Source organism: Colwellia sp. RSH04 (genome assembly GCF_003545765.1).
Classification (GTDB): Bacteria; Pseudomonadota; Gammaproteobacteria; order Enterobacterales; family Alteromonadaceae; genus Colwellia.
This window is the reverse complement of sequence record NZ_QXIO01000003.1, coordinates 219,075-244,588: the sequence shown is the minus strand read 5'-3', so window position 1 is coordinate 244,588 and position 25,514 is coordinate 219,075. Positions and strand designations below refer to the sequence as shown.

Genomic DNA, 25,514 nt, shown 5'->3' with positions numbered 1-25,514 from the left:
TATCGTTTAAGCGTAAATAATGAAATGATTAGAGGCTCAGCTTGCGTTTTTATTTATTGCTCACGTCTATTTTTAAACGAGAACATGGTTTATTGATGAACTTTCAGGGTTGAATAGTGAAACATCAAGCTCTGCTAAGCTATTTTACCTATAGTTTTTTATAAGTTAATGTTATGGTTAACGGTAATTAAGTAGGCAACTATTCATGGATGATACAGTCATTGTTTAAAATATTTTATCAGTATATTTATTGCTTAATTATTTCAATATTTTTGTATCTGTTTGTCCCGTTAGCTATTGCTGAAGAAATAAATATTAATGACATTTCTTTGACTGACTATAATGAGCAAATATATGTACAACCTTATGAGGCTTATCAAGACTTATTAGCTATAGCACCACAATTTGATGAAATGTCGCATGAAGATAAATTATGGTGGTTAATTAGGAAGATAGAAGCTGAACACTTATTATTTTTTTATGATGATTTTAAGCAAAGCTTACATAGCGCAGAAGAATTACTTTCTTCAATGCCTCAACAAGACCTACCTGCAGAAATTACCATCACAATTAATTTGTTTTCGGGAATTTTTAAACAAAAAGAAAGTCTGTATACACAAGCCATTACTACGTTAGAACTAGCGCTAAAACAGGCTAAAGAAAATAACAACATTCGTTTAGCCATTAGAGCAAAGCAAGAGCTTGCTTATACGTTAAGCCTGACAGAACACTTTGAAAGCTCTTTAGCTGATTTACAACTAGCGTATATAGATGCTTTTGCCTTAAAAAATGATTTTCTTATTGCCACAATTAATGAAGTTTATGGCGCTATTTACGGTTATATGCATGATTATGAAAAATCAATCAACTACTATGAGAAAGCATTAGCTAGTTATCTAATTTTAGGGTATCCAACTTATACTGCCGAAGCACTTAATGGTTTGGCTGCCACGTATCGTTATTGGAATAAATATGAGCTCGCTGTTGAGCATTATGAACGCTATAGAGAAGTTGTTTTAGGCTTTAATAACCCTCAGATAATTTTCTTTGCTGACTATGGTTTAGGTATGACCTTGGCAGAGCAAGGTGAATGTAAAAGGGCGCTAGTGGTTATTGAACGTGCTTTAGTATTAAAAGGTCATGATGACTATAAAGCGGAACTATATAAACGAAAAGCAGAGTGTTTAATTGCCTTCTCAAAACTAGCAGAAGCGGAAATTGCAGTAAATAAAGCAAACAGTATTTTAGAATCGATACCTGAGTTAGTTGGTACAAGGTGGCAAAATGAAGTCATACTTATTGCTGCTAAAGTGGCTTATGCACAAAATAATCTTCAAAAAGCATATCAGTTATTAGACCAATATCATCAAGCAAATACGGCGTTAGTGTTAGCAAACTCTTCTGAGCGTTTAGCTAAACTAAAAAGCACCTTGGAACTTGAAAGGCAGGGCGTTGAATCGGCTTTATTGCAACAAAGAGCTAAAGTACTTGAGTTGCAAGTCAATCAGCAAATGCAACGTAATGAATTGCAAACCTACATTATCTTTTTCTCTGTCGTTTTTTTGTTACTCATTATTGTTGTATTGTTTTTGCAACAGCGAAGTGCAAAAAAGATTAATGCACTATCTGTAATTGAACCCTTAACAGGGTTGTTTAATCGTCGTTATAGTTTTAGTTATTTAGATAAATTACTTACCTCATCTCAATGGAACAAAAACCATGTAGCTGTGTTGTTGGTTGATATCGCTGATTTGAAAAGTATTAACATGTTATATGGTGAAGCTTTTGGCGATACGGTTATCAAAAGTGTTGCCACTATTATTCAAAACACACTAAGAGGTGAAGACGTTGTTGGAAGAATATCGGGTGGCGAATTCTTATGTATTTTGTCTCGTTTAGGTGGCGAACAAGAAATTCAAGTCTCTGAGCGAATTGTTGATAATGTCGCTAAACAAGACTTTCGCTGTAATGCTAAATCAATCGATGTTGCTGTGAATATTGGTATAGCTATTCGAAATGCTGAAACACATGATAGTGTTACATTATATAGTCAAGCTGATGAAGCATTGGTAGAGGCTAAAAAATTAGGCACAGGTCAAGTATTTCGTTATCGTCGATACTTGGTTCACCCTCAACATGAGCATGAGATGTCATGAGAGAGACCTTAAGAGCAAAAATAATAGCCGTTTGTGATAAGAAAATAGCAAGCAAAGGAGATAATGTTGGTTTATCTTTCTATGCTTTTTTTGCTAACAAGAATGATGACCCTGAATTGTTAATGGAAGCCGCAACATGGTGGATTCAAACACATCAACTTGATCATTTCGTCAAGGCTCACAAAATCAAAGCGATGATTCAAGCAGGTAGGTGAACTTTGTAGCGTTATAAAGAATATATGCAATTTGCTTATATTGATAAATAATCGTTTTTTACTTTTTCCAACTATTATTTCCTCGTAGCTTGGTATTCTGTATTAAGGAGTTCTAATTGAGTTTGATTAAAAATTTCAGGATGCTGTCGCGCTACAATAAGCGAGTGAATGCACAGTTAATGGCTTGTTGTTTATCTTTACCACTTGATGTTATTGAGCAAGAAACCCATTCTTTTTTTCCTAATATAATTAGTTACTGGAATCATATTCTTTTTGACGATCTCATTTTATTAGGGCGTTTAGCTTCAAATGAAATTGGCCAACTCAAACTTAAAGACCTTGCTAAATTACCATCACCTAAATCACCTCATGATATTTATCACAACAATTTGTCTGAACTTGCGAGTTTAAGACTGCAGGTAGATGAGTTAATAGATTATTATTGCATTCATTTAACTGAAAACGATTGTGAAAAATTTATTACTTACACAACAACTGAAGGTGACTCTATCACTAAAGCAGTTGCAGATGTTATGCAACATATGTTTAACCACCAAACGCATCATCGAGGTCAATTAACTTGTGTGTTAAGTCAGTTTGGTGTCGACTATGGTTGTATGGATTAACCTGTTATAGTTTCAGCAGGCAGCCGCACATCACGAGTTGTTTAATTAGGTTGATATAAAATTTGCTATGTTTTCTCAAAAATTTAGCTAATATATCACGTGCTTTTTAACGAAGTATTATAAATACAAAGGATGGTTCATGAAAATTTTCAGTATAGTTTTATTGCTCATGTCGTTTCACGTCTTCGCTAATCAGCAACAAGGAGTTGCGGTACAAATTCTTCCTGATAAATTGCTTCTATCAGATAGTTGTGTAGCAAGAGCAGATTTAAAGGCTAAAGAGTTCTCTGTGATATATGCCTGCTATGACTCACAAAGTAGAATGTACTTTTATAACTTTCGACTAAATAATATTGACTTAGTTGCTGACTTTAAAAAAAACCAAACAGATGTTGTTGTTAATAAAAGTCAGTTTAACTCTTACACACTCTATGAGTTAACAGCTAAAAATTCAGATAATAAACCGATAAGGTTTGTTTCTTATTGCACAGAAAGTTTGTGTCTTGATTTAGTTAGCGATAACGAATATGACAAATCAATTCAAGATGCTATAACGTCACAGTTAGGTGGCTAATATTTTCAGGTCAATAATCAGGGTTAATAATCGTTACTTTTGCTTTGATAATTGCATTCACTTTAAAAAGAGAGATTAACATGAATTATTTATCACTATTTGTTGAGACAAGATCAACCCTCCTCTAATTTGAATGCCATGCACTTACCTCTTTGAAGCTCATTAGCAACTTAACTGTTGATACTCAAACCCTCTGCACCACGTTCTGTCAATCTTAAATTTAGATGCACTCTTTTGGTGCCTTAAACTTCTATTAATAACATGGTAATTGCTTTAGTTGCTGATTTTTATCATTTTTATTATCTGGCATGTGAATTGTATTGTGATAGTTAGTGCTCATAATGCTAAAAAATAAGAGGTAATAATGAAATTAATTAGCGCAATAATTAAGCCGTTCAAACTAGATGATGTGCGAGAGGCTATTTCAGAAGTTGGTGTTGAAGGGATAACGGTGAGTGAAGTTAAAGGGTTTGGTCGCCAAAAAGGTCATACTGAACTTTATCGTGGTGCTGAGTATCAGGTAGATTTCTTACCGAAAGTTAAATTAGAAATTGCTGTTAACGACGATCTAGTGGAGCGTTTAGTAGAGACTATTACGAAAGCGGCCTATACCGGAAAAATCGGTGATGGAAAAATATTTGTGTATGACTTAGAGCAAGCTGTGCGTATTCGTACCGGCGAACAAAACTCTGAAGCAATTTAATCAATCTAAGGGCTGATCATGGAACAAAATATTTTTCATTTACAATATGCACTCGATACATTTTATTTCTTAATTTGTGGTGCACTGGTTATGTGGATGGCTGCTGGCTTTTCAATGTTAGAAGCTGGCTTAGTAAGAGCTAAAAATACCACTGAAATTTTAACTAAAAACGTGGCCTTGTATGCAATCTCTTGTATTGCTTATTTAACTATTGGTTACGACATTATGTATGGTGGCGGTGTTTTTCTTTCAGGCATTGAAACTGTTGATCCTAGTAAAGTATTAGAAGACTTTTCAAAACGTGAAGATGGCTTCACTGGTGGCGCAATTTATTCTGCAGCCTCTGACTTTTTCTTCCAGGTTGTTTTTGTTGCAACAGCTATGTCAATTGTTTCTGGTGCGGTAGCAGAGCGCATGAAACTTTGGGCATTCTTAGCATTTACTGTGGTGTTAACTGCGCTTATTTATCCTATGGAAGGAAGTTGGACTTGGGGTGGTAATGCTGTATTTGGTCTGTTTACTTTATCTGATTTAGGTTTTTCTGACTTTGCTGGCTCAGGCATTGTACATATGGCAGGCGCTTCAGCTGCATTAGCAGGTGTATTGTTACTTGGCGCTCGTAAAGGTAAATACACAAAAGATGGCCGTATTAATGCGATTCCAGGCGCGAACTTACCATTAGCAACGCTAGGTACTTTTATTCTATGGATGGGGTGGTTTGGTTTTAATGGTGGTTCAGTATTGAAATTAGGCGATATTGCTAATTCTCATGCCGTTGCCATGGTCTTCTTAAATACTAACGCAGCCGCTGCAGCAGGTGCAGTATCAGCATTAGTTTTTGCTAAATTATTGTTTAAAAAGGCTGATTTAACCATGACGCTCAATGGTGCATTAGCAGGTTTGGTCGCCATTACTGCTGAACCTTCAACACCAACTGCATTGCAAGCAACATTATTCGGTGCTATTGCTGGGGTAATCGTTGTCGTATCAATTATTGGTTTAGATAAACTGCGTATTGATGATCCTGTAGGTGCAATATCGGTACACGGTGTTGTGGGGTTATTTGGTTTATTACTAGTACCAGTTACTAATAGTGGCTCTACGTTTACTGGTCAACTTATCGGTGCTGCAACAATTTTTGTTTGGGTATTTGCGACAAGTTTTGTTGTGTGGTTTATTCTTAAAAAAATCATCGGTATTCGTGTTACCGCTGAAGAAGAATACGAAGGTGTTGATAAAGCTGATTGTGGTATGGAAGCATATCCAGAGTTTACTCGAGGCTAAACATAGCCTTTGGTTATGTTGATAAAAAACGCAGCGAATTCGCTGCGTTTTTGTTTTTAAAATAAGTTGTTTATTTTAATAATTTTTTACTAAATACGGGTAGTAAACAGAACATTAACCAAGCAATAGTACCGCCGCTGCTGTCATTATTTTCAGGCTCTTTTGTGATTAAGGTATTTTTTGCTGGTGATAAGTTAGCATCTGTTACTGAAGAAGAGTCAATAACTGTGATTTGCTCAACAACAACAAAATTTTCGATACCAGGAACATCTTTGTTTGTGCAGTTTTCAGCAGTGTAATTAACCATCGGAATACCTTGTAAGTTGCCATTGTTACATAAGCCAAGTTTGGCTATTGCTTCCAAAACAGTCATGCCATCCCCAGTGATTTGTCCAAACACGGTAAAGCCACCATTTTGTAGATCTAAGTTACTACTATTATTCGCTAAGTTAAAAAACCATTGATCAGTAGCGCTGTCTTTACTCGTTCCAAGCTTTGCCATAGCAATGGTGCCTTTAACATTTGAATAGACAGGTTCATTTATAATGGCAGCATTGGCAGGAATATCTGTTAATGGCCAATTCCCGGTGAAATTAAACCCGCCACCTTGCACAACAAAACCAGGAGCAACACGGTGAATAATTGAATCGACATAATGTGAATCGTTTACATAAGAGAGAAAGTTTTCCACGGTTTTTGGTGTGGTTGTATCAAAAAGGTTAACTTGAAAGTTTCCATGAGATGTTTGAAATTCAACAATGGTTGCATTAGCTTTAAGTGGAGTAATTAAAGATAAAGCGAAAAGACAAGTTGCGAGTAATTTTGTTGGGTTCATTGTTAACCTTTACGTTGTCATTTAAAAAAAGACCAGCATAGTAAAAGTTATTTCGTTAACTCTCAAGTCGGGAGTGTAAGTGAATTGTACAAAAAGAGCTCGGTAGTCGTATTTTCGTATTCAAAGGCATGAAATGTATCACGATGGTTTTTCTTGATTTGCTACCTGAATAGTAAAATCACATTATCAGTTGTAATTTTTCTGAACAGTTTTTTTTCTCTTTAATTAATGCTATAAGTAGCTAACTCATTACTCTCTCATCCTTATTTATTTACTAATGTTGAAGCTCTTGAAATAAAAGAGAAATTCAGTCATGGATTGTTACCGATGGAACGCTATAAACTAATTATCCTTCTTTTATTCTCAGTTATGCTCTATTGCCAAACTGGCGCTGTTTTTGCCGCGCAATCGAGTCATATTGAGCAACAACTTACAGATATTAAAAATAATGAAAATAAAAATGAAGCTATTAATGAATTAGATAAGCTGCTGTTAAAAAAGTCTTTTTCTTCTAGTGACCGCTTGTTACTTTTATCTCTTCAAAGTAATACCTATTACCAAATGGGTAAATATGAACTGGCAATTTCTCCTGCTAAAGACGCTTTAAAAATTGCTTATCATCAAAATTTAATAAGCGAACAGGCTGAATTAAATAAATTACTCGGTGTTTGTTATTATTTTCTTGGTGAGTACGCAAATGCAGTAGACTACTATCAAAACTCATACGATTTTTATCAGGGAGAAGCATCTCAATTCTCACTTAAGAGTGAAAAATATCAACAGAATGCGGTTAAACAAGCTAATTTACTTAACAATATTGCGCTCGCTTATGTTTTGTTAGGTAAAAGCAACTTTGCATTGCAGAGCTATAAAAAGGCAGAAGCTTTATATCAACAGTTTGGTTCAGAAAATGACAAAGTCGATGTACGTTATAACATCGCAACCATGCTGATTAATTTAAAGCGCTTTGATATTGCCATAACAATGTTAAAAGAGATTATTCCTAAGCTTGAAAAGTTAGGTGACAATGTTGGTATCGCTAAAGCTAGGGCCGATTTAGGGGTCGCTTTTAAATATTCAGGTCAATTTGAACTAGCTTTACAACACACTTTAGTCTCTCTTGATTATTTTCAATCTGAGAATATTACATTTGAAATAGCATCTCAATTACATAATGTTGCTGAGATATATAACCATATGCAACAGCCTGAAAAAGCGATGGATTATGCAAAGGAAGGTGCTGAATTAAGCCGTAAAATTAGCCATAAAAAAGCGTATGCGGGTACTTTGCAAAGTATGGCAAAAGCTTCACTTGCGATGGGGGATGTAACAGCGGCCGCTGATTACATAGCGCAGTCAACCGCTATTGCGAAAAAAGAAGATTATTCCGCACTTTTATTGAGTAACTTATTGGTGTCTTCTTTGATCAATATGAAATTGGATAATTACCAATTAGCCATTGAGCAAATGCATCAATATGAGTATAAAAAGTATCAAAAAGCGAATGCAAAATTAAATGAACAGTTAGCAAAGTTTGAATCAGAACAATTAGCACAGCAAGTGATTCGCTTAGAGCAAAACAAAAAGCTTCAGCAACTTCAAATGATAAAACTAGAGCAGCAACGAGGGCTTATTTTATTAGCGATTATCTTGATTTTATTCATCGCATTTTTAATTTACAGAAGACGCTTAGAAAGTAGACTAACCAAAGAATTAGAAAGTAGAGTGCAGCAGAGAACTCAAGCGCTTGAGTTTATCACGCAAGAGTTAAAGCAAGCTAACCAAGTAAAAAGTCAATTTTTAGCCAACATGAGCCATGAAATTAGAACGCCGCTTACTTCAATTGTTGGTCAGTCTGAGGCAATCATTAATGGAGATATAGAAGAGACAGAGTTGCCCCATGAAGTGAAGGTAATTCATGGCAATAGTTTACATTTATTGCAGTTAATTAATGAAATATTGGATCTAAGTAAAATTGAGGCAAACAAATTAGATTTGGAGCTACGTGAGTACGATCTTCATCAGATTATTGACGCAATTAGCGATATTTTTTCAGAACAAGCTAAAAAGAAACAGTTAGCATTTAACGTTAAACATGAAATACCATCACCATTTTTTGTCACCATTGATAGTTTTCGATTAAAACAAATTTTAATTAATTTATGCTCTAATGCTATTAAGTTTACAGAAAGAGGTGGCGTAACATTAACCATTACTTGCGATGGTCAGGCATTATCGTTTTCAGTATCTGACACTGGTATAGGAATGTCTGAAAAACATTTATCGACAATTTTTGAATTATTTACTCAAGCAGATAACAGCATAAGTCGTCGATTTGGTGGCTCAGGCTTAGGCCTTTATTTATCAAGTCAGTTAGCATTATTGATGTCAGGTAAAATTGAAGTTGAAAGTGTCGTCGGTAAAGGTAGTACTTTTTGTTTTAGTATGCCTTATCAGCAAAATGTTGCTGCTAACCTCGATCAAAAGGATATTCAAGAGCAAGAACTTAAAAATAACCAATATAAAGGGAAAATTGTACTTGCAGATGATCATGATGATAATCGTCGTTTGATTGCAAGAATGCTTGAAGGAATAGGTTTAGAAGTGTTGTGTGCTAATAATGGAAAGCAAGCGGTAGAGCTTTGTATGGAGCATGAACCTAACTTAGCTTTATTAGATATTCAAATGCCCATAATGGATGGTGTAGAGGCTTTTAGAAAGCTAAGAAATACAGGTTATAAAAAACCATTATTCGCGTTAACCGCTAACGCAATGTCACATGAAATAAGTTACTTTATTGCATTGGGGTTTGATGGGCATTTAAAAAAACCGATAGAGAGAAAACAGTTTTTACTCACTATCGATAAATATTATCAACATACTGCGGCTGACTCACCTAACGCCTTATCTTTAACTAATGCTATAGATAATATAGATTTTTCTGATCTTAAAGCCTCATTTGTTGTTAATCTAGCACAAGATAAGCATGAGCTAAGCACTATGATGACAAATAAAGAGTATGCTGACCTTGAGCGTTTTGTTCACCGTTTAGCTGGTGCAGCTCAAATGTTTGGTTATATTGAGTTAGGACAAAGCGCGCAAGAGCTAGAACAGTTTTTGAAAAAAACACCTTTATCGCAAAGTAACAGAGATGATGTTATTGAAGATTTGGCTGACTGTTTACTTGATGAATTAAGTCTTATACTCAATAAATAGCGTCACATTTTAAGTAAACAAACGATGAAAAACTTTTCAATATCTCTGGTGATTTTAGTCATAACTTAACTATTTAACTCGTGCTGAAGAAACTCTTCAAGAGCACCTTATTAGTTTGTTAGATAATAAAGATGAAAAGCATATTCTTTTGAGTAATATCGACAGTAGAAATTCTGGGTTTATTACTGAAATATCTTTTAAGAAACATCAAGAAAAACCATGTGTTCAGGTTGAGTTTATCAACTCATTTAATAAACAGAAAGAAACGTTAGAACAGCTTATGTGTCCTAATAAAGAAGGTTTATGGCAAGTAATGTAATCAAGCTCATGATAAAAGAAAATTATTTGTGTACAATCGACTTAGATATAAAATATTTTTGTAATGAGAATTCAAATGGCTAGAGAACAATTTGGTATTTGCGCAGAGCCTAATTTACATGGCAGCTATCTGCTTTTTAATGCATTGGATGATAAAAACGCGTTTATTCGTGCCGCAATTTCCCGTCTGCCTGCCTTATTTGACGTATACGCAGAAGAATTTTCTGAATCGAATTTAATTGGTGTGGTGGCTATTGGAGCAAATTATTGGGATGAATTCTACCCTGATGCAAGACCAAAATTATTAAAGCCTTTCATCGCAATGGATAGTGATGACAGAGTTGCACCAGCGAGCAGTTACGATATATATGTAGAAATTCGAAGTGATCGCGCTGATGTAAATCATATTGTCAGCTCTAAAGTTTGCCAGTTATTAGGTGATAGCGTAGAGCTGATTGAGCAAATACAAGCATTTCGTTTCTTAGATGGACGAGATTTAACAGGCTTTGTTGATGGCACTGAAAATCCGCAAGGTATTCACCGCAGAGAAGTCGCGTTAGTAAAAGAAGCTGATGATACTGAATTTGCTTCAGGGAGCTATTTGCACGTGCAACGATATCAGCATAATTTAGCGTTATGGAACTCAATCACTGAACGTGAACAAGAAGATGTTTACGGTAGAACTAAAGTCGATAATATTGAATATAACAGTGAAGATAAGCCATTAACGGCACATACTAAGCGAACAAGTTTAAAAGATGAAACGGGTAATAGTCTTGAGATTTTAAGGCAAAGCATGCCTTATGGTGATATGAAAAGAAAAGGATTGTTCTTTGTTTCTTATTGTCATTCGCCTGAACCATTTGAAATGATGCTAAACAGTATGATTCATGGCGATAGTGAAGGGCATGTAGATCATTTATTAAAATATACTCAAGCAGAATCGGGTGCGGCTTTTTTTGCACCGAGTCTTGATTTCATCGCTAGTCTATATACTGAATAGTTGTTTGTATTATTCTTGTGATATTTGCCTCGCATAGTAACTCTCTGCGACATATTGCCCCTGCGTTATCGCCAATTCAGATTCAGGGGCTAACTTTCCTAAAGGAAGTAGTGCGGGCCCAGTGGGATCTGCCAGCAGATACTCTATTCCTTCATGATTAATTGTTAACTCGCCTGCTTTTGCAGGTATAGCAATGCCAATAAAAGCATGTTGTTCAATATATATTAATACCATTTCAATACGTGGCATTAACGATCTTAATAGCGCTACGGCTAGGGTCATCTTGCTATCGCAATCACCTTGGTTTTCCCAGAGCAGCTTTAAAGGAGGATTAAAGCCAGCACCCGAAGACGTCATTCTATCTTCTAACGTTGCGTAGGGAATGCTTTGTATAAAACCCAGTACATAATTTGTGACCTTACGAATATTTTTAATCGACACTTGATCTAAAATGAGTGGTTTTAATGGCTTTAGATCTAAAACAGAGTCATCGGCTATACTGCGATGATCGACTTTAATACCTGTTGATTGATCGTAATTAGTAAAGGCTTGATAGTAATTTTTTTTGTAGTAAAGCTCTCTTTGCTGTTGTTCTATTTTGTTTATTTTGGCGTAAGCTAATGCAACCTGCTTCTCATCTTGTCCGCGCACCTCAATGCTTGTTTCTCCCTGACTTTGTTGATAATTAATATTTACACCGGGCAATTTCTCTTTACGTAACTGTTTTTTAATATTTCTCAAAATTGACTTTTGAGCGAACTTGGGTTGGTATATTTTGAGGTGTCTGAAGCGTTCAAAAATATTTTCATTCTGTAAACTAAACGCCATAGATTGTTCGGTATTATTATGATCTTTCCAACGATAATTAAAGGTAACCTGTTGCTCTTGTTGTACTTTAGAAAAGGTTATTTGTTCAGCTCTTGCTGGTACCAAAGCACAAAAGACTATACTTGCGCTTATCAAGCTACCTATTAATTGCGTTGGTAAAGTGTTTCGTATATTCATTCAGTACTATTTCCTAGTAATCTCTAACTTAATACCGTTATTGGACTTTGAAGAAAAATTTACCTATACCTTTGATTATTCACTATAACACACACTAAAAAAAATTCCGCTTTGCGCGTTCAAAGTGCTTTCATAATGTTGAGTCAACATTTTTTAGCTTTACATTTACTATTGATAAGGTATATTCAAACAACTGTTTTAAATGTTCGTTTGGTTTTGTTAAGGGGTCTAAAATGGCTGAGTATAAAGTTCCACTAGAAGATATGAATTTCTTATTGTTTGAGGTATTCAAGGCTGATGAAATGTGGCAGAAACTGCCTAAACTAGCGGAGCAAGTTGATAAAGATACAGCTCAAGCCATTTTGCAAGAATGTGCCAAAATTGCAGAGCAAGAGATTGACCCTATAGCGAGAGAAGGTGATGAAACCGGCGTTAGTTATGACAATGGTAAAGTTAAAACTGCACCAGGATATAAAGAAGCGTTTGCTACTTACGCAGAAGGTGGGTGGGCAGCTCTTGGTGGGGATGTTGAGTATGGTGGCATGGGTATGCCAAAAATGCTAACCGCATTGCATGAAGAAATGCTCTGTAGTGCAGACATTTCATTCGCCCTATATCCGTCATTAACCGCTGGTGCTGCATTATCTTTAGCTAAACATGGTAATGAAGCATTAAAAGAGCGTTACTTAACCAAAATGTACTCAGGCGAATGGGCTGCTTCAATGTGTTTAACAGAAGCTCATGCGGGCTCTGACCTGGGTATAATTCGCACTAAAGCTATTCCTCAAGACGATGGCAGTTATGAAATTACCGGTAATAAGATTTTTATTACTGGTGGCGAACATGATTTAACAGACAATATTATTCATTTAGTGTTAGCTAAGTTACCTGATGCACCTAAAGGTCCTAGAGGGATCTCTTTATTTTTAGTACCAAAAATTCAAGTCAATGAAGATGAAAGCTTAGGTGAGAGCAATAATGTCTCGTGTGGCTCTATTGAACACAAAATGGGCATTCACGCCTCAGCAACCTGTGTAATGAATTTTGATGGCGCTAAAGGATATTTAATTGGTGAATTGAATAAAGGCCTAGCTTGTATGTTCACTATGATGAATTTTGAACGCATAGGTGTTGGTATTCAAGGTTTAGGTGCTGCTGTTCGTTCTTATCAAAATGCTTTAGAGTATGCAAAAGATCGTGGTCAAGGCCGTGCATTATCAGGCGCTAAAAATCCTGATCAGCAAACAGACTCTATTATGGTGCATGGCGATGTGCGTCGTATGCTGCTTAATATGAAGGCACTTAATGAAGGATCTCGCGCTTTATCAAGCTATATTGCTATGCAATTAGACTACGCGACTTACGGTGAAGGAGATATTCAAAAACAAGGCGATACTTTGTCAGCATTGTTGACACCTATCGCTAAAGCATTCTTTACTGATCTGGGTTTTGAAAATACGGTTGCTGGCCAACAAGTTTTTGGTGGACATGGTTATATTCGTGAGTGGGGTCAAGAGCAATTAGTTCGTGATGCACGTATTACACAAATCTACGAAGGAACTAATGGTATTCAAGCAATGGATCTATTGATGCGTAAAGTTATTGGCTCAAAAGGTGCCATGTATCATGTTTTCAAAGAAGAGGTGATGAGCTTTATTGAGCAGAATAAAGATAACGCGCTAATGTCTGAATTCATTTCACCACTATCAGAATCATTAAATGATCTCACCACCATAACGCAAGAGTTACTTGAAAAGTCGACGCTTGATGTTGAAGAAATAGGTGCTGCGGCTAATGACTATTTACATGTATTTGGGTATACCGCAATGGCATTTACTTGGGCAAAAATGGCTCAAGTTTCATTTGCGAGTGAAGAAACCCAGAGTGATTTTTACCAGAGTAAATTACTAACAGCGAGATATTACTTTGCACGCTTATTACCTAGAAGACTTTCCTTACTAGCGAGTATTCGTTCTGGTAGCCAACCTCTTTTTGCTATTGATGATAACTTATTCTAGTGCTTACTATAGCGAGCACTAGGTTAGCTAAGATATAATACCACTAATATAATAAGCCTGATTTTATCAATCAGGCTTATTTTTTTGATTGTGCAAATGTTTTGGGTGGCAGAACACTTATGGCTACAGCCTATTTCTTTGGTCATATCACTCCATAAGGAAATTTTAGATAAGCTAAATTCTAATTAATAATTTGTTTTGAAAACGACCATTTTAATAAGTAATGAGTTTTTTTTATTTTTTTATTTTTAAATTTTTATTTTAGCCAAACCCTTTTCCCTGACAAATAAGCCTACCCAAATACCAACCAACATTCCTAAAACTGCAACTATTCCTGCTGGTGAAAAGGTTGGTAATGCTAGTAATAATTGAGTGTCGTTCCCTCCGAGTGCCAGTGAGGCTCCTATACCCATGAACGTGCCTGCCATAATATGTAATGACCACTCTTTCAAATTAGACCCTATGACTTCAAATGTTTTGGTGTATAAAGCAGCAGAAAACATTCCAATGAGTAGAGCAATAAATAAAAAGTAGCTCTCTTTGGGAGGCCATAAGCTGCTGTCAGGATTTACTATTGCATTACTGATTTTAAGGAGAAGGCCACTTGGCGGCCACTTAGGATCAAAGAGAAAAACAAAACCGCCAATAAGCCCAATCAACATCATAGTAGACCATAACTTTCTTCTTTCTTTATTACCAAGAAATGCCCAAACAACTAAAATAATGGATAAAATACCCAACAATCCTATTGTGATATCAGACGAAATTATAAACTTATTATGACTAATTGATGGATTCCATTTAGCTAAAATAGACCAGTCGATTAACCAACCAAGAATAGTGAAGATCATTTTTGAATCTCCTCTAGATAGCTTACCTAAAGTTGAAACCCCACACCCTTGATTAAACGCGGTTCCAAAACCAAACAACAGTCCGCCAATAGCAAACCATATATTGATTTCAAATGTTTTAAAGTTTGTTGGAATATCAGCAAAAGAAGTAAAAAGCATCGCAACCCAGGATAAAACACCACTGCACAATATAGCGATAAGAAACTCAGGTTTACCTTTTTTTAACTCGTTTACGCCTCTGACCATGCACAACCCAATAAACTGTGCCAAGTAGCCAATAATACAAACTAATGATAACGTCACCGATAACGGCATAGCCACTCGCCTCTTTTTTTATATGTGTTTATTATGGACCATAACGCCTGAATTTATTGAATCGCGCAAATAAATCCTCACCCACTCTCTTTGTTTAAGATCATGATGCAGGCCATAAGTGCAATTTGTTACAGACATTCGATTAGAACTATAGCATTATACATATATGTACAATTGAGGTTTTCCTACTTATTAATCATTGAGTTATAGGGCTATCTTTATAAGGAGATAAAGTGAATTTACAAGATGCGTTAGGCGTATTATCAAGAGCTTCAAAATACTCTGTATCAACATTACGAACAGACAATACTGTAGATGAGTTCCAAAAACTAAAAGATCACCTTTATATTATTCCCGATATTCAGATCGAATTTGAAGGTGAATTAGAAAATGCCTTGAAGCGACCACATACTAATAGTCTTATTTGCTTATGCGGAAGCTCTGGCGATGGAAAGTCTGAAATCCTGACTCAGTTATATAAAAAATTCAGTCACTCGATTGATTTCCATTTAGATGCTACCCACAGTAATAGCCAACATAAATCAGCTATAGATTGTTTAGATGAAAAATTTGATGAGTTTAAGTTAAGCAACAAACCTTTAGCGATCGGCATAAACATAGGGATGCTTCAAAAGTTTATTAAACAAGGAAGTGAGCGGCATGATGATATTAAAGAGTCTTTTGAAGAATATTTTGAAAATAGGCATGTAAAAGGCTTTACAGCTAAAGCTGTTAGCTTTTATGATTTCGAATGTTATCCAAGATTGAATTTCTCATCTTCCCAAGTTACCTCTGATTTTATATCTAAATTTTTAACAAAACTCACAGAAGAAACACCAAATAATTCCTTTTATAAATATTACCAATTAGAAAATAAAACTAGCTCTTACGTGGCGAAAAATTTTGAAGTTTTATCGTTAGCTTCATTCCAAAATAAGTTAATTGAATTATTTGGATTAGCGAGACTAATGGAAGAGCAATTCCTTATCCCTCGAATTTTTGTAGATTTTATCTATCAAATATTAACAATGAAAAATGAAGATGGAATTATTGGGAATGTTTTTACTAAATTTGATAATGAATTTAGTCGGTGTTTTACGAAAGTAGATCCTATTAATGTACGTAGTCAAGCGTTAGATAGCTTTTACCTTGAATATACTACTCAAACTTTATCTTCTGAAGTGCAAGATGATATTAATATACTGTCATCTTTAACTAACTTCATATTAACCCCTGAAGGGATTGTGCGAGCCGCATATCTCTTGGGGGAAGAAACACTAAAATCATCATTAGCTGATTTCTCGAAAGAGTCATTTTTACAAGAATCACTCACCAATTACCTAGGTTTAATTGATATATTTCAAAAAAGTGAACTAACGAGTGAAGACGAAGATTTATGTTTAAACATTGTCGAGGAGTTAATAGTTAATTCAGCATTGGAATACTCTAATAGACTTTTACCTTCAAAGGTTGATGGCTTTATCGTTAGTCGAAAACTAAAAGATTATTCAATCTGCAACAAGGTAAATATCCAGGCTGACTTAGAATGGATAGAAAACCATAAATTAACATCAATCGACAAAATCCCTATTCCGCTAGTCATAAACAATGAACCTGTCTATATATTTAATATTGATCTCAACACTATGATTCAAGCTGTTTATATCTCGAATGGTTTTAGACCTAACCGTCAAAACTTGGAAACTATTGCTAAGTTTGATGAGCTTATTTCACATATTGTAGACCGAACCATAAAAACCGAATCAATGAAATTGATAAGCAATAATAGAACTATATCTGTGAGTAAAAACAGACGCAGATATACAGTTGAGGTATAGAAATGGAACATTTTAGTATTATCGAATCTTCTATATCAGATGTTGAAAAACTTATAGAAAACAATAATGGTTCAGCATATAGCAATGTTGCAGATAAGTTCTTACCTATCGGGCCTCAAACACTTAAAGATCATAAGCTAGATTGGGATCGAGTTTATCAATCACTTATAGAAGATTTATTTCAATTATCATTAGGAAAAAGAGACCGAGAGCAGCTTAAAGAAGAAGTACTAGAGTCTTTTCGAAATAGTAGAGATACCCGTGAATTAGTCGATGTTTTTGATGAACTTTACCTATCCTCCAACGCTATAAATAATATCACGCCTTTGGCATATTTGGTGAGTAACAAAGAAACGTTAACGTCTAGAACCAAAACAATGATCAATATTGTTCAGGGATTGTTAACATCACCTTTAAGTGACAAGTTAATATCTAGTGGAAATAACCCGCTTGAGTCATTATTGATAGAAAAAATTCAACAGCTTTGCAAAACTAAAGCTTTCAATGAAGGAAGTGTTACCTATTTACCATTTTTAGCTGAAGCATTTTCAAAAGACATTAAAACACTAACAAAAAATTCCAGTTATTTCTTAAGTGAGTTAGAAGGTTTTATAAATATTTATACATTCTTATATTTAACCCAACTAACCAAGCACCTTTGCATTCCTGGTAATAGATATCAAACGCCTACAGCTAAACCCCTTTATTTCATATTAGAAACAGAGAGGGCAAGTAAAGAAAGGCATGAATGTAATCAATATGGGTACGATCATTTATTTAGTAAAACAAATGGCATTGCTTTGTATCTTTTCCCTTATTTAGGTTATTTGAGTCAACTATCAAAAGAGCCAAGTTGGATGTTAATTAATAATAGTAATTTGTCTCCTAAAGTAAATCAGTTCAATCAATGTATAGGGCAACTATTTGATGAGGGTTATAGGCATGAAGATTCACTTCAGGCAGCAGTTAACTCCGGCCTTAATTTACAAAAACAAATATTCGACAAAACATCAAGAAAAGATGCAAATAAGAAAGTCGTTGAAATATTTGAAAAAAAATTCGCAGCAGAGTTTATTACTGATAGAAAGGCTGCTGGTAAATATTTTGTTTTAAATTCTAACATGTTATTGCTGCTTACCAATCTAGTAATAAGCGGTTCATCAGAAAGTCAGCTTCTTATTGATGATGTAATTGAAGGCTTTAAAGAACGTGGCATTTGGTTGGATATAATGTCCAAGAAAGCCTTATTAAAATTCTACGAAAATGTAGGAAATATCGAAAAATTAAGTGACAGCGGGGATGCAGTCTATGTCAAAACTACCATTTGAAGAATTTTTAGCTGGGTTGTTTTGTCAATTTATAACAACGTCAAATTCAATAGATACTAAATATCATTTTATCAGCTCTAACCCGGCACAATCACTTCAGTTGTATAACGGGTTTAAAAATTTAAACTTTAAACCTCTTGTCGTTGGTAACTCTACGTTGAATTATGTAGAGGCTGAAAATGGTAAAAAAATTATTGTCATGTTGCACCATCTAGGTGATCAAGATAGTAACACTAATCATGAAGATTATATTGCTGGCATTAGGGATGCGCTGAACGACATTAAAGATGCCATCTTATTTGTAATAAACAATAGCTCATTAGAAACACTAACATCTACATTTACAGATGTAAGTGTAAACAATAGTGTATTTACACCTAAATATGTAAATAAAGCGTTAGTTGAGCATGGTTCAGGCATTAAAGATGAATTGATTTTTAATTATTTGGTCGCTCGCGAAGAGAACAGAATCAAGGAACAAAACCTTAGTATATTTGGGTATGAATCACTATACAAATCGATTCACAAAGAAAAAATAGACCTTAGAGAGCATGGCCTTTTCTCTGAACCAAGACTATCAGGTATAGACGATGTAAAGGCTCTTAAGAAAGAGTTAGATAGGAATGCTCGATTATCCCAAATAATTAATTCTAGGGTGCATGATTTTGGTGACGAACCCGCAGAGCTTCAAAGGCAGCTTGAAGAGATAGGACTTAGTGAACGCTATATCAGAGATAAAGTTATCAAAGGCAATATAAAAGATGAGACTTTTTCAGAAATAGAAACAGAAATTGAGCGAAATAAAGATAGGAACCTAGAACTACGTGATATTGAAATTAACGGACAGAAACTTGAGGAATGGAAAGAAGGCACGTCCAAGAAGTATATTTCTTTAGTTGGAGAAGTAACTTCTAATGTTATTGAATTAAAAATAAGGATGACAAGGGGGGAACCATTACTTAAACCAGAACAGATTATTCCATATGGCGACTTAAAAAAGAACCAAGTCATAATATCTACCTCTAATCATGACCAACATTCAACGCTCAATGTAAAATTGCCATTTGACGGTAAACCAACCTTCTTACAATTAAAGCTTAAAAGACCTTCTCAAAGAGAATGTTTTCAATTTAACTGTTGCTTTGTAGAAAAGGATATTTTCTATTTACATAACTTTTTTGAAAAGTTAGAAGTTGAAATAAAAAGAAACAAAGGCAAACTCATACTGGAAAATGTTCAAGATAAAATAGTCCTCAATCCAGAAAACCTGAATATTCATAATTTTACTGGTTTAGAAAGTGAGATTAATTGTGAGGGTATAAAAGAAATTGATTTCAGGCAAAGCGGTGAAGAAGATGTCTTAGGTGATTTTGAGTTAGTTTTAAACGACTACCACTTACCTATTACCATTACAGGCACAAAAGTTATTGAAAGTGTCAAACTACCTAGTTTATTTGATACACAACGAAGCATAGATATATTCGATAAAGACAGAATACCGAAATACAAGCCTTCAAACTCAAGAGTTATTATCAGTGGAAGAGAAAAGGAACTTTCCGTAAAGGCGAAAGAGCTGTGTATCGATGAATATAAAATTATCAATGGAGGTGTTTTATATTTTGATGATAAAGCTTCCAACTCTCTGTATCTAAAAGATATAGAAAACGACTACCCTAAAGTAGCCCAAGCCTATAAAGCACTATTTTCATGGTTAACAGAAAATGAGACTTTATTATCTATTACTAATTGGCCTCCTGAACTGCTTAACTTAATTGAAATAGCGCTTCTTAGTATTAAATCTGAATTAGAAAATATTCCTCAAGAAGCACTAAGTCAAAGAAGTCGTAATTTATTAAAAATAGGAATGATTAAAAAGGGAGATGAAGAACTTTTCAGTCCTTTCCACCCTATTTGTTTGTCATATGCCCTAGAGTTTGCCAAATTAAGAAGTGTGGATAAGACAAACTCTTTTAGTCAGGTTCCACCTACAACTGTTGATAAATTTAATGCAGCGGGTCTACTACCTGTATTATTTGATGAAAGTGAAGGATTTGTTAGAACGCAAGCATTGGGTAATAATAAACTTTGGTTAGAAGTTGTCCCACAAAAAGACTCCGGAAATAGCTACATATCATCTTTAGTACACGAGAAAATTCAAGACTTTGTAACATGCTTTGATATGTTATTTCAGCAAAGCAAAGATGCTCCTTTGATTATAAACTCAATAAATAATCAAAGAAACTCGCACGTTTTTAAGGGAATTTTAAATTACTATAAAAAAACAAAAGGTAAGGCGAAGAAGATACAAGTTAATGTGTACGATGAGCAATATCATTTTACTGCATTTGAAGAGTTTTCTGAAGCAAGAAAAATTGAAGAACTACGTGAGTTAGTTCGCTTAAACAGTTCTGATAAAGAAGCGATTTTAGATGACCTAATATTCAAAATAAGAAAAAATGTCACTATTCATAAAGTAAGAGAGTTTACTGATTATGATTATGCACATTTAAGTTTTTTCAAAAATAATGAAGAAGTTACTCTACGACCAAACAACGTAAATGAAGGTAAGTCAGGCATTGTATGTAATGGTGTTTTATCGGGTGAAGCTTCTTATTTAGAAAATGAAGTATTCTATACTGGTTTTGGCTTGAAGAATGTAAAAGCAGAAAACATATCCGTTAGTTTAGCCTCCCTATATAACCAATTACTTTTTGCGTATCGAGACAAGTCGGCTAAATACATAAAAGGCAATGTGCCAGTACTTGCAGTTAAAGATACGTTTAGAGATAAATTATCTAAGTCATATGATTCAAGTTTATGGACTTGCATTATTGACCCTAAGGTTACTCTAGAGTTTTTCGATACTAAAGATACAATATTAATCCACTATGCTGACCAATACACCAACTCGGTAGCCTATGACGCAATAACGGTGTCCTCTCGTGTCGGCCTTTATAAAGATTTATTACAAAGCCAATCTGATGAGTTAATTAATTCTTTTAATGCATTAAATGGGCAATGGTTATTAAGCATTGTTAAAGAATCTGGTAAGCAGAAAACAGAAAACACCAAGAAACAAATAAAGGAAAAGCAAGGGATTGTTGCAGCGTATAAGTTTTTATCTAGTTTACTCATCACGAGCGATGTTACCTGGATTCCTTTATCTGTAGGAGAAATGCTAAGAGTCACAGGCAATCTTGGCTTAGAAATTAAAGATAATGATTTTTCTGCTCGACTACATAATAAAACTACAGGCGCATTATCTGACGATATTTTGTTTGTGGGAATTAAAAACGACCAACTTGTATTATTACCTCTAGAAGTAAAAACTAGAAAGAAAGGAACTGATTTTACCAAGGCTGTAAAGCAAGCTAAAGCATTAGCAGATCATATGAAGCGCTTACTTGAGCCAAAAACATTTAAAGGAAAAGTGTATCGTTCTCTCTTTATCCAGCAAGTTTTAACTCAAATTGATAAGTTTGAATTGTATAATGTTTTCCCGGAAAGTTATTTTTCAGATATACGTAATAATCCTGACTCTTTATTACAAGGTGATTATGAGATTTGTGACCTATCTAACTATCCGGAAGGAATAGCGTTAGCTGTAAATGAAGGTATGGAACGCTCTCGAATTGAGAGTGATTTAGATGAAGAGGTAAATGTTCTAAAACTTCGCTTACCTCAAGAGTTTGTCAAAATGATCCATGAAAACTCTATTGAGGAGTTAGCTAAAAAATACCAAAAACAATCTGATTATCCAGAAATAAGTAAATTAAGTTTACTTAAAAGCGAACTTACTACTTTTATCAATCAGCCCATCGAAGATAAAGGTGCTACTGTAATAACTTCTCCTGTAGATAATACCGATAAAGCATCTCTAGGTGATTTAGGTACAGAAGATGAACAAAAGAAAGTGGCAAAATTTGATTATCCAAATCAGCTAGAAAATTTTGTAGAAAAGTTACTAAACCTTTATCAAAAAGATATAAGTATTACAGATGTATTATCACTAACCGAAAGTGATTTAGAACGTATTGAAAATTTTGAACCCTCAGATATTTTATCTTTTTACCGTTTAAAAGAAGCTTTAACAAGCGACAAAACTGAAACGAATGTAAAGCAACCAGTGACAGATGACGATTCAGCTAAGCTGAGTACCATCAACGTAACTGATGAATATAGAGCTTTAGTTAATACTTTGCTTAAAGAGTTTGGTGCTGACTTAACTGTAAATCAAGTAAATGAAATTACGATACCATCACTGGAAGAAATAAACGGTTTCGGTAAAGGTAAAGTTAAGAAGTTTTTCGAGTTTACTGAGCAGTTAAAACAAAATGCATTTTCAATAAGCCACCAAGAAGAAACCTCAAAACAAATAGAAAATTTTGACTTGCCATTAGATGAGCTTGAAGAGCACTTAATTAGCGATCTCGAAAATTATTTCTTACAAGAAAAGACAAGAGAGAATGACATTCTGTCTAGACGATTAGGTATTAATTGTAATAGTGAAACTCTTGAGGAAATTGGAAAAAGTTACGATATAACTAGGGAAAGAATTAGGCAAATTGAATCAAAAGCTAAAAAGAACTTTATCGCAAAATTAAGTATCTCACCAAAAGTTATTTGGGCAGTTACCAAAACAAACCTAAGTGAGTTGAGAGCACCTTTATTTCCTTCGCTTCGAGTTTATTTCAATAACAATAAAAATTTTTATGCTTTCTTAGAAGTTTGTTGTGCATTAAAAGAAAATGAAATTAGGAAAGTTACATCTCCAAACTTGAATAAAGCAGTATTTGAAGAGTTTTGGGTATGGAATAAGTCTCCTGCCAATGTTGAAGACTTATCTTGGTATTTACATGAAAATATGAATATTGAGCTAGCTGTAGCTGAAAACCAAATTTCTATTTGGGTTCAAGAAGGTATTCTTGAGAAAAATGATGAAGAAATTAAGCCTCTGGCGTTACCAAAAGTACCAGGAATAACTAATGCGTTATTAGATTTCCCAAATGGAGGTACATGGCAAAGCATTCAAAATCATGCAACAGAGAAAAATATTATTTCAGGTGATTTTTATTCAGATAGACCTGAAAATAGTTACGGTTACGCGGCTGATAAGGAGTATTTATACCAGAGTGGACGTGGCACTTATAGACACATATCTTACCTAAATGTTAGTGAAGATGATAAACAACAAATTTTAAATAAAGTTCACTCTAAATTAAGTGAACATAAGCACTCTGGAAGAAACTCAGTTAACCTTCATGCTGACATATTTAAGCCTGTTGGTTTCTCTGATGAATACTTTACTGTAAGGCATATTGTAAGAGCTTTTGGTGAGCCTTTTGGCATATATTTTAATGGCAAGTCTGGAGCCGATACAGTTAGTCTTGATAGTGAGTTTAGTTTAGCCTCTCAAAAGACAGTTTTAATCGATTTATTTAAAGCGTCATTGAAACCTCTTTCTAAAAAGGATGTGGCATCTAAAATTAGAAGTCAGTCGCTTGGTCATGCTTCTTTCTATCTAGATAAGCTATTAACTGATGGCGACATCGTTCGTATCGATGAAACACATTATGCTCATATAGATAATGCATTTATTAATGTGGATATAGAAGGTACATTGAGTTTGGCTATCGACTACATAGATAGAGAATCTCGAATTATTGAAGGTGAAAAAGTTCAATCACATCTTAATAAGCATCTTGATAAAGAATATAACAAATACTTCTATATCTCATTGTTGAAAGCTCATGCGAGTAGCTTTGATAAAAAGTATTACTTCATTCAAAATCTTATTTCTAGCACTGAAATTGATTATACAGGGCTATCTGATATTTGTAGGGAGGCATTAGATAAATCATCTACTCGCGATGGAGCTTTTACCTTTGTTAATGAGCGCGTATGTGTTCATAAACACGTTTTATCTCGATGCTTTAATCAGTCATCATTATGGGGCGTTAGTAATAGTGTTACCACCACAATAGCCAACGAAAGCGAACCAACTATTTCTACAGAACATGTCCAAGTAGTCGCTCCTTCAATTAGTAAAGAAATTAAAACAACAGAAGCCTCACCAAAGCTTCCAACGGCAAAGAATATTGAAAGTTGCAGGGTTCTAATTGGGCAAGCTATAGATAACTTAAAACCTGTTTATTGGGAGTATGGCAATAAAGAGTTAGCCAATAGGCATTTAATTGTTTTTGGCCGATCAGGTCAGGGTAAAACCTATTGTATTCAAGGGTTATTGATGGAATTAGCTAAGCATCAACTTAATTCGATGGTAATAGATTACACCAATGGTTTCTTACCAGAACAATTAGAGCCTGAATTTAAAAATAAAGTACAACCTAGAACAGACTTGGTGGTCCATAAACCATTAGAGTTAAATCCTTTTAGTAAACAAACCCAAGAAGTTGCAGGCTTTAAAATTTCGGATAAAGCACATGACGTTGCTTCTAGGGTGGCATCTGTATTTAATGCCGTTTACTCAGATATAGGTAGTCAGCAGTTACCCACTTTAATAAAAGTAATTGAAGAAGGGATTGATTTATATGGAGCAGATTACCGCTTCGATAAAATGTTAAAAGACTTACAAGAAGAAGGAAAGCATGGCGAAGCGCTAGCTAATAAGCTTCACCCTATGGTAAGAGCCAACCTTTTCTCTTGTGAAGAATCGTCACAGGGCTGGGAAGGTATTTTTAAATCTCAACATCCGACTACAAGGTTAATTCAACTAGCTAGGTTATCCAGAGATATTTGGAGATTAGCGACAGAATTTATTCTTTGGGATCTATATTCGTATGCATGCACTAATGGAAATAAGAATAACCCTTTACCTGTAGTACTAGATGAAGTTCAAAATTTAGATCAAAAGCTAGATAGTCCCCTAGGTAAAATGTTAACGGAAGGCCGTAAATATGGTTTGTCGTTAATTCTTGCTACTCAAACATTAAGTAACTTGAAAAAAGATGAACAAGATCGCCTGTTCCAAGCCGCACACAAATTGTTTTTTGCTCCTGCTGAAACTGAAATTGAAAGCTACGCTAAATTATTAGAGCAGGCAGTACCTGCCTCAAACAAGAAAGCTTGGTTGCAAGAGTTGGCTAAGTTGAAAAAAGGTGAGTGTATCTCAGTTGGTTTACATATGAATGAATATGGCATTGTTGAACAAGGCGCGAGAGTAGTTAAGGTTTCTTCGTTAGGTGAACGTATATGATTATTTTCAATAG

The 25,514-nt window shown here is 34.7% G+C and carries 16 protein-coding genes; 13 read left to right on the top strand and 3 right to left on the bottom strand.

Annotated features, from left to right (window positions below; genetic code table 11):
- The first annotated feature begins 221 nt into the window (after positions 1 to 221).
- The 6 genes from D1094_RS06605 (at position 222) to D1094_RS06580 (ending at position 5,558) form a co-directional block, all read left to right on the top strand.
- Positions 222 to 2,156 (top strand): diguanylate cyclase, encoded by a 1,935-nt coding sequence (locus D1094_RS06605; protein ID WP_182440113.1) that lies wholly within the window; start codon positions 222 to 224, stop codon positions 2,154 to 2,156.
- A complete protein-coding gene (locus tag D1094_RS06600; RefSeq protein ID WP_118959302.1) occupies positions 2,153 to 2,371 on the top strand; it encodes a DUF6500 family protein in 219 nt (72 codons plus the stop codon). Before D1094_RS06605 ends, D1094_RS06600 begins: the two co-directional genes overlap by 4 nt.
- A gap of 116 nt (positions 2,372 to 2,487) precedes the next feature.
- On the top strand, positions 2,488 to 2,997 hold the full coding sequence (locus D1094_RS06595) for a DinB family protein (protein ID WP_118959301.1): 510 nt from the start codon (positions 2,488 to 2,490) through the stop codon (positions 2,995 to 2,997).
- Positions 2,998 to 3,136: 139 nt separating this feature from the next.
- Positions 3,137 to 3,571 (top strand): hypothetical protein, encoded by a 435-nt coding sequence (locus D1094_RS06590; protein ID WP_118959300.1) that lies wholly within the window; start codon positions 3,137 to 3,139, stop codon positions 3,569 to 3,571.
- 364 nt (positions 3,572 to 3,935) lie between these two features.
- Positions 3,936 to 4,274 carry a P-II family nitrogen regulator gene (gene glnK / locus D1094_RS06585; RefSeq protein ID WP_118959299.1) on the top strand — a complete coding sequence of 113 codons (339 nt, stop codon included), beginning with the start codon at positions 3,936 to 3,938 and terminating at the stop codon, positions 4,272 to 4,274.
- Positions 4,275 to 4,292: 18 nt separating this feature from the next.
- A complete protein-coding gene (locus D1094_RS06580) occupies positions 4,293 to 5,558 on the top strand; it encodes an ammonium transporter (protein ID WP_118959298.1) in 1,266 nt (421 codons plus the stop codon).
- A gap of 70 nt (positions 5,559 to 5,628) precedes the next feature.
- Here D1094_RS06580 and D1094_RS06575 read toward each other — a convergent pair whose 3' ends face one another.
- Positions 5,629 to 6,393, bottom strand: a complete 765-nt coding sequence (locus D1094_RS06575; protein ID WP_118959297.1) for a peptidylprolyl isomerase — start codon at positions 6,391 to 6,393, stop codon at positions 5,629 to 5,631.
- A 327-nt stretch (positions 6,394 to 6,720) separates the two neighbouring features.
- On the opposite strand from D1094_RS06575, the gene D1094_RS06570 reads away from it, so the two are divergent.
- The 3 genes from D1094_RS06570 to D1094_RS06560 all read left to right on the top strand — a co-directional run bounded on the left by D1094_RS06570 (position 6,721) and on the right by D1094_RS06560 (position 10,930).
- The gene (locus D1094_RS06570) at positions 6,721 to 9,609 is read left to right on the top strand and encodes an ATP-binding protein (RefSeq protein ID WP_118959296.1); all 2,889 of its coding nucleotides are present in this window, start codon (positions 6,721 to 6,723) and stop codon (positions 9,607 to 9,609) included.
- Between the two features lie 115 nt (positions 9,610 to 9,724).
- Complete coding sequence (locus D1094_RS06565) at positions 9,725 to 9,928, top strand: hypothetical protein (RefSeq protein ID WP_118959295.1); 204 nt, start codon at positions 9,725 to 9,727, stop codon at positions 9,926 to 9,928.
- Between the two features lie 75 nt (positions 9,929 to 10,003).
- Positions 10,004 to 10,930: a Dyp-type peroxidase gene (locus D1094_RS06560; protein WP_118959294.1), complete on the top strand. Its 927-nt coding sequence runs from the start codon at positions 10,004 to 10,006 to the stop codon at positions 10,928 to 10,930.
- A 9-nt stretch (positions 10,931 to 10,939) separates the two neighbouring features.
- Here the strand turns inward: D1094_RS06560 and D1094_RS06555 are convergent, their stop codons facing one another.
- Positions 10,940 to 11,935: a hypothetical protein gene (locus D1094_RS06555; protein WP_259337846.1), complete on the bottom strand. Its 996-nt coding sequence runs from the start codon at positions 11,933 to 11,935 to the stop codon at positions 10,940 to 10,942.
- A 233-nt stretch (positions 11,936 to 12,168) separates the two neighbouring features.
- Between D1094_RS06555 and D1094_RS06550 the strand changes: the two genes are divergently transcribed.
- On the top strand, positions 12,169 to 13,953 hold the full coding sequence (locus D1094_RS06550; RefSeq protein ID WP_118959293.1) for an acyl-CoA dehydrogenase C-terminal domain-containing protein: 1,785 nt from the start codon (positions 12,169 to 12,171) through the stop codon (positions 13,951 to 13,953).
- Positions 13,954 to 14,201: 248 nt separating this feature from the next.
- On the opposite strand, the gene D1094_RS06545 is transcribed toward D1094_RS06550, so the two are convergent.
- Entirely contained in the window at positions 14,202 to 15,119 is a 918-nt protein-coding gene (locus D1094_RS06545; protein ID WP_118959292.1) for a YeeE/YedE thiosulfate transporter family protein, read from the bottom strand.
- 233 nt (positions 15,120 to 15,352) lie between these two features.
- Between D1094_RS06545 and dptF the strand changes: the two genes are divergently transcribed.
- The 3 genes from dptF to dptH are packed head-to-tail and all read left to right on the top strand — an operon-like array spanning position 15,353 to position 25,501.
- Positions 15,353 to 16,957, top strand: coding sequence for a DNA phosphorothioation-dependent restriction protein DptF (gene dptF, locus D1094_RS06540; RefSeq protein ID WP_118959291.1), 1,605 nt, complete (start codon positions 15,353 to 15,355; stop codon positions 16,955 to 16,957).
- Positions 16,958 to 16,959: 2 nt separating this feature from the next.
- Complete coding sequence (gene dptG, locus D1094_RS06535; RefSeq protein ID WP_118959290.1) at positions 16,960 to 18,285, top strand: DNA phosphorothioation-dependent restriction protein DptG; 1,326 nt, start codon at positions 16,960 to 16,962, stop codon at positions 18,283 to 18,285.
- Positions 18,266 to 25,501 carry a DNA phosphorothioation-dependent restriction protein DptH gene (dptH, locus tag D1094_RS06530; protein ID WP_182440111.1) on the top strand — a complete coding sequence of 2,412 codons (7,236 nt, stop codon included), beginning with the start codon at positions 18,266 to 18,268 and terminating at the stop codon, positions 25,499 to 25,501. The genes dptG and dptH overlap by 20 nt, the downstream gene beginning before the upstream one ends.
- Positions 25,502 to 25,514: the final 13 nt, after the last annotated feature.

Coding starts and splice junctions, on each gene's coding strand:
- D1094_RS06600 (WP_118959302.1), top strand. CDS start 2,153: ATGAGAGAGACCTTAAGAGCAAAAATAATAGCCGTTTGTGATAAGAAA.
- D1094_RS06590 (WP_118959300.1), top strand. CDS start 3,137: ATGAAAATTTTCAGTATAGTTTTATTGCTCATGTCGTTTCACGTCTTC.
- glnK (WP_118959299.1), top strand. CDS start 3,936: ATGAAATTAATTAGCGCAATAATTAAGCCGTTCAAACTAGATGATGTG.
- D1094_RS06580 (WP_118959298.1), top strand. CDS start 4,293: ATGGAACAAAATATTTTTCATTTACAATATGCACTCGATACATTTTAT.
- D1094_RS06575 (WP_118959297.1), bottom strand. CDS start 6,393: ATGAACCCAACAAAATTACTCGCAACTTGTCTTTTCGCTTTATCTTTA.
- D1094_RS06570 (WP_118959296.1), top strand. CDS start 6,721: ATGGAACGCTATAAACTAATTATCCTTCTTTTATTCTCAGTTATGCTC.
- D1094_RS06560 (WP_118959294.1), top strand. CDS start 10,004: ATGGCTAGAGAACAATTTGGTATTTGCGCAGAGCCTAATTTACATGGC.
- D1094_RS06555 (WP_259337846.1), bottom strand. CDS start 11,935: ATGAATATACGAAACACTTTACCAACGCAATTAATAGGTAGCTTGATA.
- D1094_RS06550 (WP_118959293.1), top strand. CDS start 12,169: ATGGCTGAGTATAAAGTTCCACTAGAAGATATGAATTTCTTATTGTTT.
- D1094_RS06545 (WP_118959292.1), bottom strand. CDS start 15,119: ATGCCGTTATCGGTGACGTTATCATTAGTTTGTATTATTGGCTACTTG.
- dptG (WP_118959290.1), top strand. CDS start 16,960: ATGGAACATTTTAGTATTATCGAATCTTCTATATCAGATGTTGAAAAA.
- dptH (WP_182440111.1), top strand. CDS start 18,266: ATGTCAAAACTACCATTTGAAGAATTTTTAGCTGGGTTGTTTTGTCAA.